22 protein-coding genes, 1 tRNA gene and 1 pseudogene are annotated in these 21,444 nt (G+C 68.3%); 19 read left to right on the top strand and 5 right to left on the bottom strand.

The features are described 5' to 3' along the window. Positions 1–77: 77 nt before the first annotated feature. The 13 genes from mraY (at position 78) to VFW69_RS24460 (ending at position 13,625) form a co-directional block, all read left to right on the top strand. A complete protein-coding gene (mraY, locus tag VFW69_RS24400) occupies positions 78–1,157 on the top strand; it encodes a phospho-N-acetylmuramoyl-pentapeptide-transferase (protein WP_526505502.1) in 1,080 nt (359 codons plus the stop codon). Next, positions 1,157–2,614 carry a UDP-N-acetylmuramoyl-L-alanine--D-glutamate ligase gene (gene murD / locus VFW69_RS24405; protein ID WP_526505504.1) on the top strand — a complete coding sequence of 486 codons (1,458 nt, stop codon included), beginning with the start codon at positions 1,157–1,159 and terminating at the stop codon, positions 2,612–2,614. The genes mraY and murD overlap by 1 nt, the downstream gene beginning before the upstream one ends. A gap of 7 nt (positions 2,615–2,621) precedes the next feature. After that, positions 2,622–4,277 (top strand): putative lipid II flippase FtsW, encoded by a 1,656-nt coding sequence (gene ftsW / locus VFW69_RS24410; RefSeq protein ID WP_526505506.1) that lies wholly within the window; start codon positions 2,622–2,624, stop codon positions 4,275–4,277. Further along, positions 4,274–5,500, top strand: coding sequence for an undecaprenyldiphospho-muramoylpentapeptide beta-N-acetylglucosaminyltransferase (murG, locus tag VFW69_RS24415; protein WP_526505508.1), 1,227 nt, complete (start codon positions 4,274–4,276; stop codon positions 5,498–5,500). The genes ftsW and murG overlap by 4 nt, the downstream gene beginning before the upstream one ends. Continuing rightward, positions 5,497–6,963, top strand: coding sequence for a UDP-N-acetylmuramate--L-alanine ligase (gene murC / locus VFW69_RS24420; RefSeq protein WP_526505510.1), 1,467 nt, complete (start codon positions 5,497–5,499; stop codon positions 6,961–6,963). Before murG ends, murC begins: the two co-directional genes overlap by 4 nt. Continuing rightward, entirely contained in the window at positions 6,960–7,946 is a 987-nt protein-coding gene (locus VFW69_RS24425; RefSeq protein WP_526505512.1) for a cell division protein FtsQ/DivIB, read from the top strand. Before murC ends, VFW69_RS24425 begins: the two co-directional genes overlap by 4 nt. 270 nt (positions 7,947–8,216) lie before the next feature. Beyond that, the gene (gene ftsZ / locus VFW69_RS24430) at positions 8,217–9,374 is read left to right on the top strand and encodes a cell division protein FtsZ (protein WP_526505553.1); all 1,158 of its coding nucleotides are present in this window, start codon (positions 8,217–8,219) and stop codon (positions 9,372–9,374) included. A 79-nt stretch (positions 9,375–9,453) separates the two neighbouring features. Then, entirely contained in the window at positions 9,454–10,161 is a 708-nt protein-coding gene (gene pgeF, locus VFW69_RS24435) for a peptidoglycan editing factor PgeF (RefSeq protein WP_526505514.1), read from the top strand. 17 nt (positions 10,162–10,178) lie between these two features. Further along, entirely contained in the window at positions 10,179–10,952 is a 774-nt protein-coding gene (locus tag VFW69_RS24440; RefSeq protein WP_526505516.1) for a YggS family pyridoxal phosphate-dependent enzyme, read from the top strand. 66 nt (positions 10,953–11,018) lie between these two features. Beyond that, positions 11,019–11,663, top strand: coding sequence for a cell division protein SepF (locus VFW69_RS24445; RefSeq protein ID WP_526505518.1), 645 nt, complete (start codon positions 11,019–11,021; stop codon positions 11,661–11,663). A 165-nt stretch (positions 11,664–11,828) separates the two neighbouring features. Next, positions 11,829–12,119 (top strand): YggT family protein, encoded by a 291-nt coding sequence (locus VFW69_RS24450; protein ID WP_066998156.1) that lies wholly within the window; start codon positions 11,829–11,831, stop codon positions 12,117–12,119. Positions 12,120–12,380: 261 nt separating this feature from the next. Further along, entirely contained in the window at positions 12,381–13,199 is an 819-nt protein-coding gene (gene wag31 / locus VFW69_RS24455; protein WP_526505521.1) for a DivIVA-like cell division protein Wag31, read from the top strand. 90 nt (positions 13,200–13,289) lie between these two features. Beyond that, positions 13,290–13,625 (top strand): hypothetical protein, encoded by a 336-nt coding sequence (locus VFW69_RS24460; protein WP_526505523.1) that lies wholly within the window; start codon positions 13,290–13,292, stop codon positions 13,623–13,625. A 24-nt stretch (positions 13,626–13,649) separates the two neighbouring features. Here VFW69_RS24460 and VFW69_RS24465 read toward each other — a convergent pair. After that, positions 13,650–14,333: pseudogene (locus tag VFW69_RS24465) on the bottom strand (phosphoribosyltransferase); the annotation flags it as partial. 106 nt (positions 14,334–14,439) lie between these two features. On the opposite strand from VFW69_RS24465, the gene VFW69_RS24470 reads away from it, so the two are divergent. Beyond that, positions 14,440–14,646, top strand: a complete 207-nt coding sequence (locus VFW69_RS24470) for a hypothetical protein (protein WP_526505525.1) — start codon at positions 14,440–14,442, stop codon at positions 14,644–14,646. Positions 14,647–14,656: 10 nt separating this feature from the next. Here the strand turns inward: VFW69_RS24470 and VFW69_RS24475 are convergent. Then, positions 14,657–14,742: transfer RNA gene (locus VFW69_RS24475), tRNA-Leu, on the bottom strand. Between the two features lie 112 nt (positions 14,743–14,854). Between VFW69_RS24475 and VFW69_RS24480 the strand changes: the two genes are divergently transcribed. The 4 genes from VFW69_RS24480 (at position 14,855) to VFW69_RS24495 (ending at position 18,583) form a co-directional block, all read left to right on the top strand. Further along, complete coding sequence (locus VFW69_RS24480) at positions 14,855–16,228, top strand: M20/M25/M40 family metallo-hydrolase (protein WP_526505527.1); 1,374 nt, start codon at positions 14,855–14,857, stop codon at positions 16,226–16,228. Between the two features lie 54 nt (positions 16,229–16,282). Continuing rightward, positions 16,283–16,813, top strand: coding sequence for a YbhB/YbcL family Raf kinase inhibitor-like protein (locus VFW69_RS24485; RefSeq protein WP_526505529.1), 531 nt, complete (start codon positions 16,283–16,285; stop codon positions 16,811–16,813). 181 nt (positions 16,814–16,994) lie between these two features. Next, entirely contained in the window at positions 16,995–17,204 is a 210-nt protein-coding gene (locus VFW69_RS24490) for a hypothetical protein (protein WP_526505531.1), read from the top strand. Continuing rightward, positions 17,201–18,583 carry an HNH endonuclease signature motif containing protein gene (locus VFW69_RS24495; RefSeq protein WP_526505532.1) on the top strand — a complete coding sequence of 461 codons (1,383 nt, stop codon included), beginning with the start codon at positions 17,201–17,203 and terminating at the stop codon, positions 18,581–18,583. Before VFW69_RS24490 ends, VFW69_RS24495 begins: the two co-directional genes overlap by 4 nt. Here VFW69_RS24495 and VFW69_RS24500 read toward each other — a convergent pair. From VFW69_RS24500 to VFW69_RS24510, 3 genes are read right to left on the bottom strand one after another with little or no spacing between them, the layout of a single operon-like run. After that, positions 18,580–19,662, bottom strand: coding sequence for a quinone-dependent dihydroorotate dehydrogenase (locus VFW69_RS24500; protein ID WP_526505555.1), 1,083 nt, complete (start codon positions 19,660–19,662; stop codon positions 18,580–18,582). The two genes, VFW69_RS24495 and VFW69_RS24500, sit on opposite strands and share 4 nt — an antisense overlap. Before the next feature lie 32 nt (positions 19,663–19,694). Continuing rightward, entirely contained in the window at positions 19,695–19,964 is a 270-nt protein-coding gene (locus VFW69_RS24505) for a DUF5703 family protein (protein WP_463829811.1), read from the bottom strand. Beyond that, positions 19,961–21,064: a YncE family protein gene (locus VFW69_RS24510; protein WP_526505535.1), complete on the bottom strand. Its 1,104-nt coding sequence runs from the start codon at positions 21,062–21,064 to the stop codon at positions 19,961–19,963. Before VFW69_RS24510 ends, VFW69_RS24505 begins: the two co-directional genes overlap by 4 nt. Positions 21,065–21,139: 75 nt before the next feature. Between VFW69_RS24510 and VFW69_RS24515 the strand changes: the two genes are divergently transcribed. Next, positions 21,140–21,442 carry a hypothetical protein gene (locus VFW69_RS24515; RefSeq protein ID WP_526505537.1) on the top strand — a complete coding sequence of 101 codons (303 nt, stop codon included), beginning with the start codon at positions 21,140–21,142 and terminating at the stop codon, positions 21,440–21,442. The last annotated feature ends 2 nt before the right edge of the window (positions 21,443–21,444 follow it).

The raw sequence follows: 21,444 nt of genomic DNA on the forward strand, positions 1-21,444 counted from the left end.
GTCCTGGTCAAGGCGTCTAACTCGGCGGGGCTCGGTGCGCTGGCCGACGCCCTGGCAGCCGAGGGCGGGACGCGCGCATGAGGCAGATCCTCATCGCCGTCGCCGTCGCGCTGACCGTGTCGATCCTGTTGACCCCGGCGCTGATCCGGTTGTTCACTCGGCAGGGATTCGGCCACCACACCCGCGACGACGGGCCGCCGACCCACCACGCCAAACGGGGCACGCCGTCGATGGGCGGCGTTGCCATTCTGGCCGGCATCTGGGCGGGCTACCTGGGCACGCACCTGGCCGGGATGGCCTTCGACGGGGAAGGCGTCACCGTGTCGGGCCTGTTGGTGCTGGGCCTGGCCACGGTGCTCGGCGGCGTCGGATTCCTCGACGACCTGATCAAGATCCGCAGGTCGCGCAACCTCGGCTTGAACAAGACGGCCAAGGCCATCGGACAGGTCGCCGCCGCGGTGCTGTTCGGGGTGCTGGCGCTACAGTTCCACAACAACAACGGCCTGACACCGGCCAGCGCGGATCTGTCCTACGTGCGCGAGATCGCCACCGTCACCCTGGCCCCGGGCCTGTTCGTGTTGTTCTGCGTGGTCGTCGTCAGCGCCTGGTCCAATGCGGTCAACTTCACCGACGGCCTGGACGGGCTGGCCGCCGGCAGCATGGCGATGGTCACCGCCGCGTACGTGTTGATCACCTTCTGGCAGTACCGCAACGCCTGCGTCACCGCACCCGGGCTGGGCTGCTACAACGTGCGCGATCCGCTGGACCTGGCGCTGGTCGCGGCCGCCACCGCCGGCGCCTGCATCGGCTTTTTGTGGTGGAACGCCGCGCCCGCCAAGATCTTCATGGGCGACACCGGATCCCTGGCCCTGGGCGGCATCATCGCGGGCATCTCGGTGACCAGCCGCACGGAGATACTCGCCGTCGTGCTGGGTTCGCTGTTCGTTGCCGAGGTGAGCTCGGTTGTGTTGCAGATCTTGACTTTTCGTACCACCGGGCGCCGGGTGTTCCGGATGGCGCCCTTTCACCACCATTTCGAATTGGCCGGCTGGGCCGAGACCACGGTCATCATCCGCTTCTGGCTGCTCACCGCGATCGCCTGCGGCCTGGGCGTGGCCCTTTTCTATGGTGAGTGGCTGGGCGCGATCGGTGCCTGATGAGCGGTCTTGAGCCCTTGGCGCCCGGCGCGCCGGTGCTGGTGGCCGGCGGCGGGGTCACGGGCAAGGCGGTGCTTGCGGCCCTGACCCGGTTCGGGGCGGCACCGACGCTGTGCGACGACGACCCGGCCAGGTTGCGGGGCTACGCCGACGCGGGAGTGGCGACCGCGTCCACGTCGACGGCCATCGAGCAGATCTCCCGCTACGCCCTGCTGGTCACCAGTCCCGGCTTCGCACCGACCACGCCGCTGCTGCTCGCCGCGGCGGCGGCCGGGGTGCCGGTCTGGGGTGACGTGGAGCTGGCCTGGCGGCTCGACGCCGCGGGCCTCTACGGGCCGCCGCGCCGCTGGCTGGTGGTGACCGGGACGAACGGCAAGACGACCACCACCTCGATGCTGCACGCCATGCTGACCGCCGGCGGCCGGCGCAGCCTGCTGTGCGGCAACATCGGTGACCCGGTGCTCGACGTCTTGGAAGAACCCGCCGAGCTGCTGGCCGTCGAGCTGTCGAGTTTCCAATTGCATTGGGCGCCTTCGCTGCAGCCCGAGGCCGGTGCGGTGCTCAACATCGCCGAAGACCACCTGGACTGGCACGGCAGCCTGGCCGCCTACGCCGCGGCGAAGGCGCGGGTGCTCGATGGCCGCGTGGCGGTGGTGGGCCTGGACGACGCCCGGGCGGCGGCGCTGCTCGACACCGCCCGGGCGCCGGTCCGGGTCGGCTTCCGCTTGGGCGAACCGGCGGCCGGGGAGCTGGGTGTGCGCGAGGGCCACCTGGTCGACCGCGCCTTCGCCGACGACCTGGCCCTGCTGCCGGTCGACTCCATCCCCGTGCCGGGGCCGGTCGGGGTGCTCGACGCGCTGGCCGCCGCGGCGCTGGCGCGCTGCGTCGACGTGCCGGCCGAGGCGATCGCGGCCGCGATCGCCTCCTTCCGGGTGGGCCGGCACCGGGCCGAAGTCGTGGCCGTCGCGGACGGCATCACCTACGTCGACGACTCCAAGGCCACCAACCCCCACGCTGCCGAGGCGTCCGTGCTGGCCTACCCCCGGGTCGTCTGGATCGCCGGCGGTCTGCTCAAGGGCGCATCGGTCGACGCCGAGGTCGCCAGGATCGCGTCCCGGCTGGTCGGGGCGGTGCTCCTCGGCCGAGATCGGCAAGAGGTTGCGGAGGCGTTATCGCGACACGCGCCGGATGTCCCCGTCCTGCACGTTGTGACAGGCGAGGATGCTGGTATGGATGCGACTGCTGTGGTTTTTGGGGCAGATGTGACAGAAGTGGAACAATCAGGTGACGATCTGGCCACAGCGGTGATGAACGCGGCGGTGGCCGCGGCTCGTACCCTGGCGCAGCCCGGCGACACCGTCCTGCTGGCACCGGCGGGCGCGTCGTTCGACCAATTCGCGGGCTACGCCGATCGTGGTGACGCATTCGCGTCCGCCGTGCGCGCGGCGCTCCGGTAGGGCGGGCGTGGGTAACGCACTGACCCGGCTGCTGGGCCGGGGTAAAGACATCACCGAGGCCGCCGCGGCCGAGCCCGGGCCGGCTGACGACGCCACGGACGACACCTCGGAAGCCAAGGGCACGAAGGCCGACCAGCCGCAAAAGGCCAAGAAAGGCCAGGCCGCCGTCAAAGAGAGCGGTTCGCACGGCCGGTTCGGCGCCTGGCTGGGCCGCCCCATGACGTCGTTTCACCTGATCGTCGCGGTAGCCGGATTGCTGACGACGCTGGGGTTGATCATGGTGCTGTCGGCGTCGGGCGTGCGGTCCTACGACGCCGACGGATCGGCCTGGGTGATCTTCGGCAAGCAGGTGCTGTGGACCGCGATCGGCCTCATCGCCTGCTATGCCTCGTTGCGGATGTCGGTGCGGTTCATCCGCCGCCTCGCGTTCACCGGCTACGTCGTCACGGTCATCCTGCTGGTGCTGGTGCTCGTTCCCGGTATCGGCAACCTGGCCAACGGATCTCGTAAGTGGTTCGTGGTCGCGGGCTTCTCGATGCAACCGTCCGAGCTGGCCAAAATCGCCTTCGCCATCTGGGGTGCCCACATGCTGGCCGCCCGTCGTCTGGAGCGGGCGAGCCTGCGTGAACTGCTGATCCCGCTGGTGCCGGCGGCGGTGATCGCGCTGGCGCTGATCGTGGCGCAGCCCGACCTCGGGCAGACGGTGTCGCTGGGCATCATCCTGCTGGCCTTGCTGTGGTACGCGGGCCTGCCGCTGCGCGTCTTCGTCACCTCAATGATGGCCGTCTTCGTGGCCGGCGCGGTCCTGGCCATGTCGGCCGGGTACCGGTCGGACCGGGTGCGGTCCTGGATCAACCCCGAGAACGACCCACAGGACACCGGCTACCAGGCCCGACAGGCCAAATTCGCGCTGGCGCACGGCGGAATCTTCGGCGACGGCCTGGGCCAGGGCGTGGCCAAATGGAACTACCTGCCCAACGCCCACAATGACTTCATCTTCGCGATCATCGGCGAGGAGCTCGGTTTCATCGGTGCGTTCGCGCTGCTGGTGCTCTTCGGGCTGTTCGCCTACACGGGGATGCGGATCGCCCGCCGCTCGGCCGACCCATTCCTGCGGCTGCTGACCGCCACCACGACCATGTGGGTGCTGGGCCAGGCGTTCATCAACATCGGCTATGTGATTGGCATCCTCCCGGTCACCGGTATTCAGCTGCCGCTCATTTCTGCCGGTGGAACATCCACCGCGGCAACGCTTTTCATGATCGGCATCATGGCCAACGCGGCTCGTCACGAACCCGAGGCGGTGGCCGCGCTGCGGGCCGGCCGCGACGACAAGATGAACCGGATCCTGCGGCTGCCGCTGCCCGAGCCCTACTCGCCGACGCGCCTGGAATCGCTCCGCGATCGCAAGCGTGCCCGTCCGAAGTCGGCCGAGGCGTCGCGCAAGGGCGCCGGCGCACCCGGGCGCAAGGCTTCCCGCAAGGCCGACGCCCCGCTGCGGCCGGCGCTGCCGCGAACGGCCGGCCGGCAGGCTCGCCAGACTGGCGGTACCGCTCGATCACGGGCGAGGCATCATGGAACTGGCCAACGCCGCGTCAGTCAGGCGGCCGGCCAGCGTCAGCCTCGACGCGCTCGCGCACTGGAAGGTCAGCGTTACGGGTGAACGACACGGTCAACAAGCCGACCGGCGGGTGGGGGGGAAACCCTTCGCCCGCCGGTGCCGCGTTGTCGTCTTTTAAGCCTCTAAAGCCACTGTCCGTAGTGCTCGCCGGTGGCGGCACCGCCGGCCACGTCGAGCCGGCAATGGCCGTCGCCGACGCGCTGAGCGCTCTCGACCCGCAGGTCAGGATCACCGCGTTGGGCACCGCCCGGGGGCTGGAGACCCGCCTGGTGCCCGAGCGCGGCTACGACCTCGAGCTGATCACGCCGGTGCCGCTGCCGCGCAAACCCAGCGGCGACCTGGCCCGGTTGCCATCGCGGGTGTGGCGGGCCGTCCGGGAGACCCGTGCCGTGCTGAGGGCGGTCGACGCCGACGTGGTGATCGGTTTCGGTGGGTACGTGGCGCTGCCGGCCTATCTCGCCGCCCGCGGTGTCTCACCGCGCAAGCCCTGGGTCCCGGTGGTGATCCACGAAGCCAATGCCAGCGCCGGGCTGGCCAACCGGGTCGGCGCCCGCACCGCCGAGCGGGTGCTCTCCGCGGTGGCCGATTGCGGGTTGCCGCGCGCCGAGGTGGTCGGGGTGCCGGTGCGCGAGGCCATCACCTCACTGGACCGCGCGGCGCTGCGCGACGAGGCGCGCCGCTATTTTGGTTTCGCCGACGACGCCCGGGTTTTGCTGGTGTTCGGTGGCTCGCAAGGGGCGGCCTCGCTGAACCGGGCGGTCTCCGGCGCGGCCGCCGAGCTGGCGGCCGCCGGCGTGGCCGTCTTGCACGCGCACGGCCCCAAGAACGCCCTCGACCTGCGCGAACCCCAGCCGGGCGATCCGCCGTACGTGGCGGTTCCCTACCTCGACCGGATGGACCTCGCCTATTCGGCCGCCGACCTGGTGATCTGCCGGTCCGGTGCGATGACGGTCGCCGAGGTCTCGGCGGTGGGATTGCCGGCCATCTACGTGCCCCTGCCGATCGGCAATGGCGAGCAGCGGCTCAACGCCCTGCCGGTGGTCAACGCCGGCGGCGGCACGATCGTCGCCGACGCCGACCTCACGCCCGAGCTGGTCGCCCGCGAAGTGGCGGAGTTGGTGGGCGACCCGACGCGGTTGGCGGCCATGACTACCGCCGCCGCGCGAGTGGGACATCCCGACGCGGCGCGCCAGGTCGCCCAGGCAGCGCTGGACATCGCCAGGAAGGCCCAGCTCGGCCGCTTGCCGGCCGGAGGAAAGTCATGAGCACCGACCAGCTGCCGCCCGAGCTGCAGCGGGTACACATGGTCGGCATCGGGGGAGCCGGCATGTCGGGCATCGCCCGCATCCTGCTCGACCGCGGCGGCCTGGTATCCGGCTCGGATGCCAAGGAGTCCCGCGGCATTCACGCGCTGCGCGCCCGGGGCGCGCAGATCAACATCGGGCACGACGCGGCCATGCTCGATCTCTTGCCCGGCGGCGCCACCGCGGTCGTCACGACGCGCGCCGCCATCCCGAAAACCAACCCCGAGCTCGTCGAGGCCCGCCGGCGCGGCATCCCGGTGATCCTGCGGCCCGCCGTGCTGGCCAAGCTGATGCACGGGCGCACCACGCTGATGGTTACCGGCACGCATGGCAAGACGACGACGACGTCGATGTTGATCGTGGCGTTGCAGCACTGCGGGCGCGACCCCTCCTTCGCGGTCGGCGGAGAGATGGGGGAGGCCGGCACCAACGCCCACCACGGCAGTGGCGACTGCTTCGTGGCGGAGGCCGACGAAAGCGATGGCTCGCTGCTGGAGTACACGCCCAACGTCGCGGTGGTCACCAACATCGAGACCGACCACCTGGACTTCTACGGCAGCGCCGACGCCTATGTCGCCGTGTTCGACGCCTTCGTGGAGCGGCTGGCCCCCGGCGGGGCGCTGGTGTTGTGCATGGACGACCCGGGGGCGGCCGAGTTGGCACGGCGCACGGAAGAGCTGGGCATCCGGGTGCTGCGATACGGATCCGCGGGCTCCGGCGACGAACTGGCCGCGACGTTGATGTCGTGGCAACAGCAGGGCACCGAAGCCGTCGCACAGATCCGGCTGGCCCCCGAACTGGACCCGGAGCAGCACCCGCGGGTGATGCGGTTGTCGGTGCCCGGGCGCCATATGGCGCTCAACGCGATGGGCGCGCTGCTGGCGGCGATCGAGATCGGCGCCCCGGTCGACGCCGTGCTGGACGGCCTGGCCGGCTTCGAGGGCGTGCGCCGAAGATTCGAACTGGTCGGTAGCGCGGCCTCGGTACGGGTGTTCGACGACTACGCTCACCACCCCACCGAGATCATCGCCACGCTGGCGGCGGTCCGCAACCTGCTCGAGCAGAGCGGTGACGGCCGCAGCATCGCGGTGTTTCAGCCCCATTTATATTCGCGGACAAAGGCCTTCGCCGAGGAATTCGGACGAGCGCTGGACGCGGCGGACGAGGTTTTCGTTCTCGACGTTTACGGCGCCCGCGAACAACCGCTGACCGGCATCAGCGGGGCCAGCGTCGCCGAGCACGTCAGTGCGCCGGTGCGTTATCTTCCGCACTTCTCCGCGGCCGCCGAGCAGGTGGCCGCGGTCGCCGGGCCCGGCGACGTCATCGTCACCATGGGAGCCGGCGATGTGACACTGCTCGGGCCCGAGATCGTCACGGCGTTGCGGGTGCGGGCCAACCGCAGCGCTCCCGGGGCATTGCGATGACGCAGCCGGACGACCCCGTCCCGGCCAACGTGGTCGGCGAACAGGCCGAAGCCCAGCCCGCGGGCGACCCTGGCGACAGCGCGGTCACCGAACCGCTCGGCACCGGAACGAGCGCGGACCAGCCGGGGAGCGACGCGGGTGACGTTCACGAGGCCGATCAGGCCGAGGTCGAGGGACCGCGCCGGCGCGCCCGCCGGGAGCGGGCCGAACGCCGCGCCGCCCAGGCCCGGGCCACCGCGATCGAAGAGGCCCGCCGCGAGGCGAAGCGCCGGGCCACCGGACGGCTGGTCAACGAGCCCAAACCCGTTGCGCGGGGCGTCGTTCGGGGCCTGAAGATGCTGCTGGCAACCGTCCTGCTGGTGAGCGTCGGCATCGGGCTGGCGTTGATCCTCTATTTCACGCCCGCGATGGCGGCCCGCAACATCGTTGTCGTCGGCACCGGGGTGGTGACCCGGGAAGAGGTCCTCGATGCGGCGCGGGTGCGGCCCGGCACGCCGCTGCTGCAGATCAACACCAGCCAGGTCGCCGACCGGGTGGCCGCGATCCGGCGTGTGGCCAGCGCGCGGGTGCAGCGCCAGTACCCGTCGGCGCTGCGGATCAGCATCGTCGAGCGAGTCCCGGTGGCCGTCAAAGACTTTCCCGACGGCCCGCATCTCTTCGACCGGGACGGAGTGGACTTCGCGACCGGGCCGCCGCCACCGGCGCTGCCGTACCTCGATGTCGCCGACCCGGGGCCGGACGACCCGGCCACCAAGGCGGCCCTGCAGGTGCTGACCGCGTTGCGTCCCGAGGTCCAGGGGCAGGTCGGCCACATCGCCGCGCCGTCGGTGGCCTCGATCACCCTGACGCTGGGCGACGGCCGGGTGGTGATCTGGGGGACCACCGACCGCACCGACGAGAAGGCCGAGAAGCTGGCCGCGCTCCTGACCCAGCCCGGCAAGACCTACGACGTGTCCAGCCCGGACCTGCCGACGGTCAAGTAGCGATCTTCGTCACGTCGCAGGGCGCGATGCCGTGCAACAGCGGGCATGCCGCGCGACGCGGCAAGATCGCCAAAAATTTGCGGGGCGCGTGTCGGCGCGCCTGCCGGGTTAGGGCGCGCCATACCCATACCGTTCTGGTTGCGCGGAACTACTTGACATAACTCTAACTCTATGGTTGAGGTTGAGGGTTTGCCAGGGAGGGCCGCGAACGTCCGGAGGAGCGCACCGCCGGGAGAGCTGAGCCAAGCCCATCAGGGAGGAAGACGAATGATGACCCCCCCGCATAACTACCTGGCCGTGATCAAGGTCGTGGGTATCGGTGGCGGCGGCGTCAACGCCGTCAACCGGATGATCGAACAAGGCCTCAAAGGCGTGGAGTTCATCGCGATCAACACCGACGCCCAGGCGCTGTTGATGAGCGACGCCGACGTCAAACTCGACGTCGGGCGCGAGTCCACGCGTGGCCTTGGGGCCGGGGCGGACCCGGAAGTCGGCCGCAAGGCCGCCGAGGACGCCAAGGATGAGATCGAAGAGCTGCTCCGCGGCGCGGACATGGTTTTCGTCACCGCCGGTGAGGGCGGCGGGACGGGGACAGGCGGGGCGCCCGTCGTCGCCAGCATCGCGCGCAAACTGGGCGCGCTGACTGTGGGTGTGGTCACCCGCCCGTTCTCGTTCGAGGGCAAGCGGCGTGGCAACCAGGCCGAGAGCGGCATCTCGTCGCTGCGCGAGAGCTGCGACACCCTGATCGTGATTCCCAATGACCGGCTGCTGCAGATGGGCGACGCCGCGGTATCGCTGATGGACGCCTTCCGAAGCGCCGACGAGGTGCTGCTCAACGGCGTTCAGGGCATCACCGACCTGATCACCACTCCGGGCCTGATCAACGTGGACTTCGCCGACGTCAAGGGCATCATGTCCGGCGCGGGTACGGCCCTGATGGGTATCGGTTCTGCCCGCGGCGAGGGCCGTTCGCTCAAGGCCGCCGAGATCGCCATCAACTCACCGCTGCTGGAAGCCTCGATGGAGGGCGCCCAGGGCGTGCTGATGTCGATCGCGGGCGGCAGCGACCTGGGCCTGTTTGAGATCAACGAGGCGGCCTCGCTGGTGCAGGACGCCGCCCATCAGGACGCCAACATCATTTTCGGCACCGTGATCGACGATTCACTGGGCGACGAGGTGCGCGTCACCGTCATCGCCGCGGGCTTCGACGCCGCCGGCGCCGGCCGTAAACCCGTTATCGGCGGCAGCGCCGACAAGGAAGAAAAGGGCGGTGCGCACCGGATCGAGTCGGCGAAGGCGGGCAAGCTCACCTCGACGCTGTTCGAACCGGTCGACGCGGTCAGCGTGCCGGTTCACACCAACGGATCGACCTTGAATATTGGCGGCGACGACGATGACGTCGACGTGCCGCCCTTCATGCGCCGCTGAGAATATGCCCGTGACCTTGGACCCCCGACCGCAACAGTCGGGGCGGCCTGGCCGACACGGAATCTCCGATACTGGTCACGTGAACGTTCGCATCAGGCGGGTGACGACCACCCGCGCCGGTGGTGTGTCGAAGCCGCCCTTCGACACCTTCAACCTGGGCGACCACGTCGGAGACGACCCGACCGCGGTGTCCGCGAACCGGGCCCGGCTGGCCGCCACGGTCGGCCTGCGCGCCGGCCGCGTGGTGTGGATGAATCAGGTGCACGGTGAGCGGGTCGAGGTGGTCGACGGAGCGCGTGACACCGCGGTCGACGACACCGACGCGTTGGTGACCCGCACGGCGCGACTTGCCCTGGCGGTGGTAACAGCTGACTGCGTTCCGGTGTTGATGGCCGATGCGCGTGCCGGTGTTGCCGCGGCGGTGCACGCCGGCCGGGTCGGCGCCCAGCGCGGCGTGGTGGCCCGGACGGTGGAGACGATGCTGGAGCTCGGCGCGCAACCCCAAGACATCTCGGCGCTGCTGGGGCCGGCGGTCAGCGGCCGCAATTACGAAGTGCCCGCAGCCATGGCCGACGAGGTCGAGGCGGCGTTGCCGGGCAGCCGAACCACCACCGCTGCGGGAACTCCCGGGCTCGATCTGCGGGCCGGAATCGCTTGCCAGCTAAGGGATCTGGGTGTTACGGCAATCGATATCGATCCACGGTGCACGGTGGACGACCCGGCATTGTTCAGCCATCGGCGGGATGCGCCGACCGGCCGGCTGGCCTCACTGGTCTGGATGGAGTGACCGCGATGGCGGTAGGAATGCCAGTGCCTGACAGTCGAAGCGACCGCGACTCGGAATTGACCCGCGCATTGGCATTGGTGCGCTCGCGCCTCGCGGCGGCGGCAGAGGCGGCCGGCCGCAATGTCGGTGAAATCGAAGTTTTACCGATTACCAAATACTTCCCAGCAACCGATGTAGTGACTTTGTCCCGATTGGGTTGCCGCGTCGTCGGCGAATCGCGGGACCAAGAAGCCAGGGCAAAAGTGGCCGAAGTCACCCGATTGTTGGCGGCGTCGGCGCACGGGGATGTGGGAAATCCACGCTGGCACATGGTGGGTCATATCCAGCGGAAAAAGGCCAAATCGGTCGCGCGCTGGGCGCACACCGCTCACTCGGTCGACAGCGCGCACCTGGTGACCGCGCTCGACAACGGTGTGGCCGCGGCCCTGGCGGAGGGCCGCCGCACCGCCCGGATGCGGATCTACGTCCAGGTCAGCCTCGACGGCGACGAGTCTCGCGGCGGCGTCGACATATCGCGACCCGGCGCCGTCGACCAGGTGTGCGACCAGGTCGAGGAGTCCAAGAACCTGGACCTGGTCGGGCTGATGGGGATTCCGCCGCTGGACTCGGACCCCGACGAGGCCTTTGACCGGCTCCAATCCGAGCATCAGCGGGTTCTCGAGGCGCATCGCGACGCGGTCGGGTTGTCCGCTGGCATGTCCAACGACTTCGAAATTGCCGTCAAACACGGTTCGACGTGTGTGCGTGTCGGTACCGCGCTATTGGGCCCGCGGCGGTTACCGTCACCGTAAGTAGTCACTGCAGTAACAGCTTTATCACTAACACCAGTACTCCCAGGGGCTAGAAGGGTCAACGCAATGAGCACACTGCACAAAGTCAAGGCCTATTTCGGTATGGCTCCAATGGACGACTACGAGGACGAGTATTACGACGACCACGCTCCGTCCCGTGGCTTTCCGCGCCCGCGATTTGACGACGGATACGGTCGCTACGAGCAAGACGACTACGACGATCCGCGCCGCGAGCCCACCGACTATCCGCCGCCCGCCGGTTACCGCGGCGGCTATGGCGACGAGCCCCGTTACGGCGCCGTCCACCCCCGCGAATTCGACCGGGGTGAGCGGGGCGGCCCGCGTTTCGGGTCGTGGTTGCGCAACTCCACCCGCGGAGCGTTGGCGATGGACCCGCGCCGGATGGCGATGATGTTCGAGGAGGGCCACCCGCTGTCGAAGATCACCACGCTGCGGCCCAAGGACTACAGCGAGGCCCGCACCATCGGTGAGCGTTTCCGCGACGGCACCCCGGTCATCATGGACCTGGTGTCGATGGACAACGCCGACGCCAAGCGTCTCGTCGACTTCGCGGCCGGCCTTGCCTTCGCACTGCGCGGCTCCTTCGACAAGGTCGCGACCAAGGTGTTCCTGCTGTCGCCCGCCGACGTGGACGTGTCCCCGGAGGAGCGCCGCCGGATCGCCGAAACCGGCTTCTACGCTTACCAATAGCCACATCCGCCGGCCGCTTCACGGCGCGGCTCGGATCGTCGACCACCTCAAGGGGCCACGTGAGATAAGGCCTCTTACTCGGAGTCGGTACGCTGGCAGGCGCCGCGCTGGTCCGCGGCGCTTGGCATCGCTGGGCATCTCAGAGGTAAGGTCGGGGCACTTCAGTTGGTGTTGTTCTTTCAGATCCTTGGGTTTGCGCTATTCGTTTTCTGGCTGCTGCTCATCGCTCGGGTCGTCGTTGAGTTCATCCGCTCGTTCAGTCGGGACTGGCATCCGACGGGGATCACCGTCGTGGTGCTGGAGATCATCCTGTCGATCACCGATCCGCCGGTGAAACTGCTCCGCAGGCTGATCCCGCAGCTCACCATCGGAGCGGTCCGCTTCGACCTGTCGATCATGGTGCTGTTGCTCGTCGCGTTCATCGGTATGCAGCTGGCGTTCGGCGCCGCGGCGTAGGCCGCGTGCGGCCCGTCGGTTCGAAGCCATCCCGCCCGGAGACGGTTCGGCCACGCTTTAACATCGGTTTGGTTCCCCCGATTTTAAATTTCTAAGGTTTCGGATTTTATTGGCCTCAAAGCTTGAAATTGGGCCTTATTTATTGGGCTTATCAGCAACGGTCGCGCCTGGTGTGACAGGATGGACGGCAGTTGCACTACGGCTACCACTGCGTTCTACACTTTCCAGAACGTTCGAGAAGGAACTTGAGGGGACGAAACAATGCCGCTTACACCAGCCGACGTCCACAATGTGGCGTTCAGTAAGCCACCGATCGGCAAGCGGGGCTACAACGAAGACGAGGTGGATGCCTTCCTCGATCTGGTGGAAGCCGAGCTGACGCGGCTCATCGAAGAGAACAGCGATCTGCGCCAGCGGATCGAAGAGCTGGACCACGAGCTGGCCTCCGGTGGTGGCTCGGCCACCCCGGCCGCTGCGGCCGCGCCCACCCAGGCCATCCCCGTACGCGAGCCCGTCCCCGAACCGGAACCGGTCAAGCCGGCGCCAGTCGCAGCCCCGGCCGCCCCGGCCGCCGCGGTCAACAACGAGGAACAGGCCATGAAGGCCGCTCGGGTGCTGACGCTGGCGCAGGACACCGCCGACCGCCTGACCACCACGGCCAGGAGCGAGTCGGAAAAGATGCTGGCCGACGCCCGCGCCAATGCCGACCAGATTGTCAGCGAGGCGCGCAGCACCGCCGAGACCACGGTCACCGAGGCCCGCCAGCGCGCCGACGCCATGCTCGCGGATGCGCAGACCCGCTCCGAGACCCAGCTGCGCCAGGCCCAGGAGAAGGCCGACGCTCTGCAGGCCGACGCCGAACGCAAGCACTCCGAGATCATGGGCACCATCAACCAGCAGCGCACCGTCCTGGAAGGCCGACTCGAGCAGCTCCGCACGTTCGAGCGCGAATACCGCACCCGCCTCAAGACCTATCTGGAGTCTCAGCTGGAAGAACTCGGGCAGCGTGGATCCGCGGCACCGGTGGACTCCAGCGCGGACGCGGGCAGCTTCGATCAGTTCAACCGGGGCAGCAACTAGCTTTTCGGACGTGCCGGTAACTCGCCGAGCTTCGGGGTAGGCACACTAGGTCATGAACCGCGGTTTCGCTCGTCGCTTGGAGGATGACTGATGCTCATCATTGCGCTGGTATTGGCCCTTATCGGGCTCGTCGCGTTGGTGTTCGCGGTCGTCACGAGCAATGAGCTGGTGGCCTGGGTGTGCATCGCCGCGAGCGTGGTGGGCGTGGTGCTGTTGATTCTCGACGCCCTGCGCGAGCGCCAGCGGCGTGACGTGGGCGGCGACGAAGCCCCGGCTGCCGAGGAGGCCTCGGCCGACGAGGACGACTACGTCGACTACCCCGAGGAAGTCCCGGCAGAGGGCGAGGCGGAGACGACTGGGGAGACCGCGCAGACCGAGGAGTCCAAGGTCGCGGCCGAGGGCCGCGGCGACGAGCCTGCCAAGTAATTCATCCTCACCGAGTTCGGCGCCTCAGCAAGTCGGCGTGGCGAGCAGTTCGCGGACCTCGTCGTCACTGATCTGATGGAAGTCGTCGTACACCTGGCCCACCGCTTCGAATCCGGGCGGAGTGGTCGCGCACACCAAGTCGTCGGCCTCCTGCGAGAGCTCGCGGCAGGTCGACTCCGGTCCCACCGGAACGGCGACCACGATCGACTTCGGGCCGGCGGCTCGGATGGCGCGCACGGCGGCGAACATGCTTGCGCCCGTTGCGATTCCGTCGTCGACCAGGATCACGATCCGGTCGCGCAGGTCGGGGATCGGGCGACCCCCCCGGTAGGCGCGTTCGCGCCGGAGCAACTCGGCCGTCTCGCTGTCGATCACCTCGCGCACCTGCTCGTCGGTGACGTGCAGGCTGGCCACCACGTCATCATTCATCACCACGCCACCGCCGCTGGCCAAAGCGCCCATCGCCAATTCCGACCACTGCGGTACCCCGAGCTTGCGGACCAAAAAAACGTCAAGCGGCGCCGCCAGAGCCGCCGCGATCTCCCAAGCAACCGGCACACCGCCGCGGGCCAGCCCGAATACCAGCACATCGCCCCGGCCGCGATACGCCGCCAGCCCCTGCGCCAGCGCGCGTCCGGCCTCGCGTCGGTCGACGAACGTCTTCGGTGATGTCCGCCGGACGAAGCCACTCGATGGGTTCATTCGTTTACGCTCCCGGCTACTGGGCCTCATTCCAGGCTACGTGCGTCACGCTGAGTGCGGTGGCAGAGTTCGGGTTGGCTGCAGGGTCAGGCACGACCGAGAGGATCCGCGAATGAGACGGCGTTACGGGACCTATACGGCCTACAGCTTCGGTTGCGCGATGGTCTGGGCGGTCATCTTGGCGGTGGTTTCGACGGCGGGCGACGCCGCCAGCCGGCATACGTTCCTGCTGGTGTGTGGCGGGTGGGCGATCGGATGGCTGTCGGCGACGATCGCCAGGAGCTTCTACCCGCCACCGAAGCGGCGTATCCGGCAGTGAATTCCAGGGGTGTCCGAGGGGGGACTTGAACCCCCACGCCCATTAGTAGGGCACTAGCACCTCAAGCTAGCGCGTCTGCCATTCCGCCACTCGGACAAGGCCAAACCAGCACGGGTTGGCAGCTAAGGCTATCGGATCGCGCGCCGCGAACCCAATCCAGCTCCTCGAGACGGCTCGATGATCGGCATCAAGCCGTCCAGTCGCGGCAATGGTAGGAAAGGTGGTTGTGACCATTCAGAGCGGGGCGACCGAGGTGCCAACCAACCCGAGCGACGACGTGGTCGAGGTTGTCAGCAAGTTGATCCGGTTCGACACCACCAACACCGGCGAACCGGAAACGACCACGGGCGAGGCCGACTGCGCGCAGTGGGTCGCCGAGCAGCTCGCCGAGGTCGGCTACGCGCCGCAGTATGTCGAATCCGGCGCCCCGGGCCGCGGCAACGTGTTCGCTCGCCTGCCGGGCGCCGACAGGTCGCGTGGCGCGTTGCTGATCCACGGGCATCTCGACGTGGTCCCGGCCGAGCCGACCGAATGGAGCGTGCACCCGTTCTCTGGCGCGATCAAAGACGGCTTCGTGTGGGGTCGCGGCGCGGTCGACATGAAGGACATGGTCGGCATGATGATCGTGGTGGCCCGCCAGTTGAAGCGCGCGGGCATCGTGCCGCTGCGTGACCTGGTCTTCGCGTTCGTCGCCGACGAAGAACACGGCGGGACCTACGGAGCCCGATGGCTCGTCGACAACCGGCCGGAGCTCTTCACGGGCGTCACCGAGGCGATCGGCGAGGTGGGCGGGTTCTCGCTGACGGTGCCCCGCCGCGACGGGGGAGAACGCCGGCTCTACCTGATCGAGACGGCCGAAAAGGGGCTGTCCTGGATGAAGCTGACCGCCCGGGGCCCGGCCGGACACGGCTCGATGGTCCACGATCAGAACGCCGTCACCGCCGTCGCTGAGGCCGTCGCCCGTTTGGGTCGCCACCAGTTTCCGCTCGTGCTGACTGACACCGTCGCGCAGTTCCTCGACGCCGTCAGCGAGGAGACCGGGCTGACCTTCGACACCGAATCGGGCGACCTGCGCGGAGTGATCGAAAAGCTGGGCCCGATGGCCCGCATGCTCAAGGCCGTGCTGCACGACACCGCGAACCCCACCATGCTCAAGGCCGGCTATAAGGCCAACGTCATACCGGCCGTCGCCGAGGCGGTGGTGGACTGCCGCATCCTGCCGGGGCGCAAGGCGGCGTTCGAGGCCGAGATCGACGAGCTGCTCGGGCCGGACGTGACGCGCGAGTGGATCAAGGACTTCTCGTCGTATGAGACCAGCTTCGACGGCGACTTGGTCGATGCCATGAACGAGGCCGTGCTGGCGCATGACCCGGGCGCCCGCACCGTGCCGTATATGCTTTCCGGTGGCACCGACGCGAAATCGTTCGCGCGCTTGGGTATTCGCTGTTTCGGGTTCAGCCCGCTGCGGTTACCGCCGGATCTCGATTTCACCGCACTGTTCCACGGCGTCGATGAGCGGGTACCCATCGATGCGCTGCGGTTCGGCACGGAGGTGCTGACCCACTTCCTGACCCACTGCTAGACGCTGACCCACTGCTAGACGACAAACGCACGCCGACCACACGAGAGGACCGCCATGAGCACTGCTCCTGACCCGTACGCATCGTTGCCGAACCTGCCGACCTTCACGTTGACCTCGCAATCGGTCACCGACGGCCAGCCGCTGGCCAATCCGCAAGTCAGCGGAATCATGGGTGCGGGCGGTGAAGACGTCAGCCCCCAGCTGAGCTGGTCGGGATTCCCGGACGAGACCCGCAGCTTCGCCGTCACCGTGTACGACCCCGACGCCCCGACGGCTTCCGGGTTCTGGCACTGGGCGGTGGCCAACCTGCCGGCCGACGTCACCGAGCTGCCCGCGGGCGCCGGCGATGGCAGCAACCTGCCCGGGGATGCGCTGACCCTGGTGAACGATGCCGGGCAGCGCCGCTACATCGGGGCCGCCCCACCGGCCGGCCATGGCGCGCACCGGTACTACATCGCCGTGCACGCCGTGGACACCGAAAAGCTGGATCTTCCCGAGGACGCCAGCCCGGCCTTTCTCGGCTTCAACCTGTTTCAGCACGCCATCGCGCGGGCGGTCATCCACGCCACCTACGAACAGAAGTAGGGCGGGGCTCCGGCCCGAAAGAGGGATCTGGCCCGCCCGAACGAGCGCTTCGGCCGAAGAGGCGTCCGCCCGAAATCACTTGCGCCCGAAATGACTTGCGCCCGAAATCACTTGCGCCACTTTCGTCCCGGTGTTTTCACCGCGGCGATTTCTGTCGGTGGGCGGTCATAGTATTCCGAACATGCGTTCGATCAATGTGGAAAAGATTGAAGCCGACTACGACGCGTTGTGCGCTGTGGTTGCTCGCTTTCAAAAACACTCGTATGAGGCGCTGACGTTTTCCGAACTGGTTGAGGTGCTGGAGGACTACGAGTTTCTCATCGGCTGGCTGGATGCGTTCAAGTATGAGCTGGGCAGCCCGTTCACGCTGCCGAGTGGGCGGCGCACATGACCATGACGGACCGTGAGGACATTCAGCATGCCGTTGACTCGTTGCGCGCCGCCGTGTCCCTTTTCCAGGATCATTCGTATGACGCGCTGACCAATCCTGAGCGGTTGCAGTTGTTGGAGACACTCGAGTGTGAGGCGCGCCGACTGCAGGCGCCAAGTCATGAGCTCATCAATCAGATTGGCGGGCAAGGGGATTCGACTGAGTTGGGCGGCAAGCTGTCCTGGGTGTTGGCCGACCGACTGCACATCACGCGGGCCGAGGCTGGCCGCCGCATCGCTGATGCCGCCGATCTGGGCCCCCGCCGGGCGCTTTCCGGCGAACCGCTGGTGCCGGTGTTGTCGGCGACCGCGGCGGCGCAGCGCGAGGGGGCAATCGGTGGCGACCACGTGGCGGTGATACGGCGGCTTTTCCACCAGTTGCCCGAGTCCGTCGACATCGAGACGCGTGAGCACGCCGAAAAACACCTCGCGCGCAAGGCATCCGAGTTTCGCCCGGATCAGCTCGCCAAGCTCGCCCGCCGCCTGATGGACTGCCTCAATCCCGACGGCAGCTACACCGACGAAGACCGGGCGCGGGCGCGCGGGCTGGTGCTCGGAAATCAGCAGCCCGACGGCATGTCGCGCCTGAGTGGATGGTTGACGCCGGAGGCGCGTGCCAGCTGGGAGGCGGTGCTGGCCAAGCTGGCAGCGCCCGGCATGTGCAACCCCGACGACGACACGCCGATCGTCGACGGCGCCCCGCCAGAAGAGGCGGTGCGGCACGACGCCCGCACGCCGGGCCAGCGCAATCACGATGGGCTCAACGCGGCGCTGCGAGCGATGCTGGCCAGCGGAGAGTTGGTTCAGCACAACGGATTACCGACCAGCATCGTCGTGACCACCACACTCGAGGAGCTCGAAGCCGCTGCCGGAAAGGGTTTGACGGGCGGTGGCACCATGCTGCCGATGTCGGATGTGATTCGCCTGGCTCGCCATGCCCATCATTACCTGGCGATCTTCGAGAAGGGCAAGGCGCTGGCGCTGTATCACACCAAGCGCCTGGCGTCACCAGGGCAACGAATCGTCTTGTATGCCAAAGACCGTGGGTGTTCGCATCCCGGCTGCGACGTGCCAGGCTACTACTGCGAGGTTCACCACGTCGAAGATTGGGCCAGGACTTACCGCACTGACATCGACCAGCTCACCCTGGCCTGCGGACCCCACCACCGACTTCTCGAAAGGGGCTGGACCACCCGAAAACGCGCCAACGGCGATACCGAATGGATACCGCCGCCGCATCTCGACCGCGGTCAGCCGCGCACCAACGCCTTCCATCACCCCGAGGATCTGCTGTGCGAGCAGGAAGACGGCGACGACGACAACGCGGTGGGGGCAGCTTAAGGCACCGACTCGCCGGGCCTAGGCGCCGACGAGCCGATGGCATCGGCGAGCGAGGCGAAGCCGCCGTTGTGCAGCCGCAGAGCGATGCCCTCGTGAATCCGCTTGGCCCACAAGCCTCCTCCGTAGATGAAGCCGGTATAAGCCTGCAGCAGCGATGCGCCCGAGGTGATCCGCTCCCACGCGTCGTCCGCGGTCTCGATGCCCCCGACGCTGATCAGCACCAGGCGGTCGCCGACCCGGCCGTACAGCCGGCGCAGCACCTCGACTGCGCGCCGGGCCACCGGCGGCCCGGAGATCCCACCCGGGCCCAGCTCGTCGACCCCTGGTGTGTTCAACCCCTGCCGCGACACCGTGGTGTTGGTGGCGACGATGCCGGCCAGGCCCAATTCGACCGCCAGGTCCGCGATGTCGTCCACGTCGGAATCCGAGAGATCCGGCGCGATCTTCACCAGCACCGGCGTGGACGTCTCGGCGAGCACCGCCGACAGGATGGGCCGCAGCGACTCGACCGCCTGCAGATCACGCAGCCCCGGCGTATTCGGCGAACTGACATTGACCACCAGATAGGACGCCAGCGGGCCGACCAGCCGGGCGCTGGCCCGGTAATCGTCGACGGCCTCCTCGGACGGCGTCACCTTCGTCTTGCCGATGTTGACCCCGATCGGCACCTCGGGCCGCTGTCGCGAAAGCCGCATCGCCAGCGCGCCCGCCCCAAGATTGTTGAAGCCCATCCGGTTCAGCAGGGCCCGGTCGGCCGGCAGCCGGAACATGCGCGGGGCGGGATTGCCGGGTTGCGGGTTCGCGGTGACCGTCCCGACCTCGGCATGCCCGAAACCCAGCGCACCCCAGGTGAGCAGCCCCAAACCGTCCTTGTCGAAGCCGGCCGCGAGTCCCAGCGGCCCGGGAAAGCGTTCCCCGAACACCGTGCTGGCCAGCGCGGGGTCCGTCGGGGCCAGTAGCCGGTGCAGCAATCCCCGCGTCCAGCCGACCGCGGTGGCACCACGCAGAAGGGCAAACACCAGTGTGTGAATTCGCTCGGGCGGGATCACGAAAAACAGCCGTCGCGCCACGCCGTACATCCGGTGTCCGTCCTCGCGTGGCTGAGCCGGCGTCACAGTTCCGGTTGGTCGGGCCGTCGCCCCTCGGAGCCGGCGCCGTCCAGACGGGACTTCTTGCGGCGCAACAGCACTCGTCTGCTGCCGTCGGTGTAAAGCCGCACCCTGGTCAACTCCCAGCCGCGGTATTCCGCCTCGATGGACAATCGGGTCGACGCGCTGACCCGGGTCACTTCCGGTGGCAGGCGCAGCGGCGCCCATTCGTATTCGTCGGACATCTCGGTGTCCCAGCCCGCGGGCAGGCGGCTGCGCCGCGCCGCGGTCAACGCGTGCCCGCCGCGTGCTCGATGACCTGAACTCCCGCACTGGAACCCGACACCACGTACAGGGTGTTCGACGCTTCGTCGAAGGCCAGCGAGTTCGGTTGCTGCACGGTCGGGTAACGCACCTTTTCGACGGGAATTCCGGTGGATAGATCGTAACCAATGACGATATTGGAAACGGTCTGCGAAACCCAGGCTAACGCGCGGGAGCCGGTCAGGCCGTACGGCGCCTGTGGAACCGGGTACGCCTGACGCAGGATCAGCGGATCGACCCCGTACACCAGCAGCTGGCCGCCGCGGGTATCGGCGACCAGCACCCGGCCCGCCGGGTCGGCGGTCATGGTGGTCGCGCCCCGGCCCGCCCGCAGCGCCTGCTGGGCATGGCCGTCGGCGTCGATCGTCGTCACCGAAGTCTGCCCACGGTCCAGCACCACCGTTGTATTCCCTTGTGTGGCAAGCCAATCGACGCGCGCGAAGATCTTGCTTCTGTTGGCGACGGTCGCGCTGGTCACGGTGCCGGGCATCGAGGAGGCAAGGGTGTAGACGGCGCCGTCGGCGCTGCCCAGCACCAGCTTGCCGTCGGCGCGCTGGGTCACCGCGGTGAATTCGGTCTGGGAAGCGTCGGCGACGGCCACCTGCGTCGCGCGACCGGTGTTCAGCTCGACCGCGAAGTAGCCGCCGCGGGCGGCCAGGTAGGCCGTTCCGCGGCCGTCATCGGCCAACGCGGTCGCCGGTCCCGGCAGCTCGACGACGCGCGGCGTGACCTGCGGTCCTCCGAAGACTGTGACGCTGGCGGGTGCTGTCGGGTCGGTGCCCGGCGTCAGGACCGCCAGCTGATGAGTGCCGCCATCGAAGGCGGCCGCCGCGGCGTGACCGGCCAGCGGCCGCACCGCCCCGGCCGGCTGCTGCGACGCCGGCGGGGACACCGCGGCCTGCGCCGGTTCGATGGTGCGCGGCGCGGTGTCGAGCGGATTCGATGAACATCCGCCGATCGCGATCAGCAAAACCGCTAAACCCAGTACACCGCCCTGAGCTGTCAACTTGTGACGCGATTGTCGTGACAGCAATTCTCTTCCCTCGTGGATCGGCGGTGGAACACACATTCTAGGAACGCGTCTCGCGTCCGCTGGGGGCAATGCCGCCTTCATCCGACCCTAGCGGCGAGGTATGGTCGGCTGATGGCCGTCACCGCTGACCGTCATCTGGCGCAGAATGAGTTTGCTGTCGAGGACATGTCGACAGGCATTTCCGCAAGCGGATACGGACAAGTCGGTGATGGGCGGAGCTTTTCGTTCCACATCGAGAACCGTTCCCTTGTCGTCGAGATTTACCGGCCGCGCCTGGCGGGGCCCGTTCCGCAGGCCGACGAGGTGGTCGCCAGGGCGGTCCGCAGCGTGGTCGACCTCGACCTCACCGACGAGCGCAGCCTGAGCGCTGCGGTGCGGGACTCCATAGCGCACGCGGTGCCGGTTTCGCGGTAGTC

This window comes from Mycobacterium sp. (assembly GCF_036273375.1).
Classification (GTDB): Bacteria; Actinomycetota; Actinomycetes; order Mycobacteriales; family Mycobacteriaceae; genus Mycobacterium.

Excerpts from the sequence above, each read along its gene's own strand:
- VFW69_RS24485 (WP_526505529.1), top strand. The coding sequence starts at position 16,283 with ATGAGCACTGCTCCTGACCCGTACGCATCGTTGCCGAACCTGCCGACC.
- VFW69_RS24480 (WP_526505527.1), top strand. The coding sequence starts at position 14,855 with ATGGTAGGAAAGGTGGTTGTGACCATTCAGAGCGGGGCGACCGAGGTG.
- VFW69_RS24490 (WP_526505531.1), top strand. The coding sequence starts at position 16,995 with ATGCGTTCGATCAATGTGGAAAAGATTGAAGCCGACTACGACGCGTTG.
- VFW69_RS24470 (WP_526505525.1), top strand. The coding sequence starts at position 14,440 with ATGAGACGGCGTTACGGGACCTATACGGCCTACAGCTTCGGTTGCGCG.
- murD (WP_526505504.1), top strand. The coding sequence starts at position 1,157 with ATGAGCGGTCTTGAGCCCTTGGCGCCCGGCGCGCCGGTGCTGGTGGCC.
- wag31 (WP_526505521.1), top strand. The coding sequence starts at position 12,381 with ATGCCGCTTACACCAGCCGACGTCCACAATGTGGCGTTCAGTAAGCCA.
- VFW69_RS24445 (WP_526505518.1), top strand. The coding sequence starts at position 11,019 with ATGAGCACACTGCACAAAGTCAAGGCCTATTTCGGTATGGCTCCAATG.
- VFW69_RS24460 (WP_526505523.1), top strand. The coding sequence starts at position 13,290 with ATGCTCATCATTGCGCTGGTATTGGCCCTTATCGGGCTCGTCGCGTTG.
- murC (WP_526505510.1), top strand. The coding sequence starts at position 5,497 with ATGAGCACCGACCAGCTGCCGCCCGAGCTGCAGCGGGTACACATGGTC.
- VFW69_RS24440 (WP_526505516.1), top strand. The coding sequence starts at position 10,179 with ATGCCAGTGCCTGACAGTCGAAGCGACCGCGACTCGGAATTGACCCGC.
- VFW69_RS24500 (WP_526505555.1), bottom strand. The coding sequence starts at position 19,662 with ATGTACGGCGTGGCGCGACGGCTGTTTTTCGTGATCCCGCCCGAGCGA.
- VFW69_RS24510 (WP_526505535.1), bottom strand. The coding sequence starts at position 21,064 with ATGTGTGTTCCACCGCCGATCCACGAGGGAAGAGAATTGCTGTCACGA.
- VFW69_RS24515 (WP_526505537.1), top strand. The coding sequence starts at position 21,140 with ATGGCCGTCACCGCTGACCGTCATCTGGCGCAGAATGAGTTTGCTGTC.
- ftsZ (WP_526505553.1), top strand. The coding sequence starts at position 8,217 with ATGACCCCCCCGCATAACTACCTGGCCGTGATCAAGGTCGTGGGTATC.
- VFW69_RS24425 (WP_526505512.1), top strand. The coding sequence starts at position 6,960 with ATGACGCAGCCGGACGACCCCGTCCCGGCCAACGTGGTCGGCGAACAG.
- mraY (WP_526505502.1), top strand. The coding sequence starts at position 78 with ATGAGGCAGATCCTCATCGCCGTCGCCGTCGCGCTGACCGTGTCGATC.
- VFW69_RS24495 (WP_526505532.1), top strand. The coding sequence starts at position 17,201 with ATGACCATGACGGACCGTGAGGACATTCAGCATGCCGTTGACTCGTTG.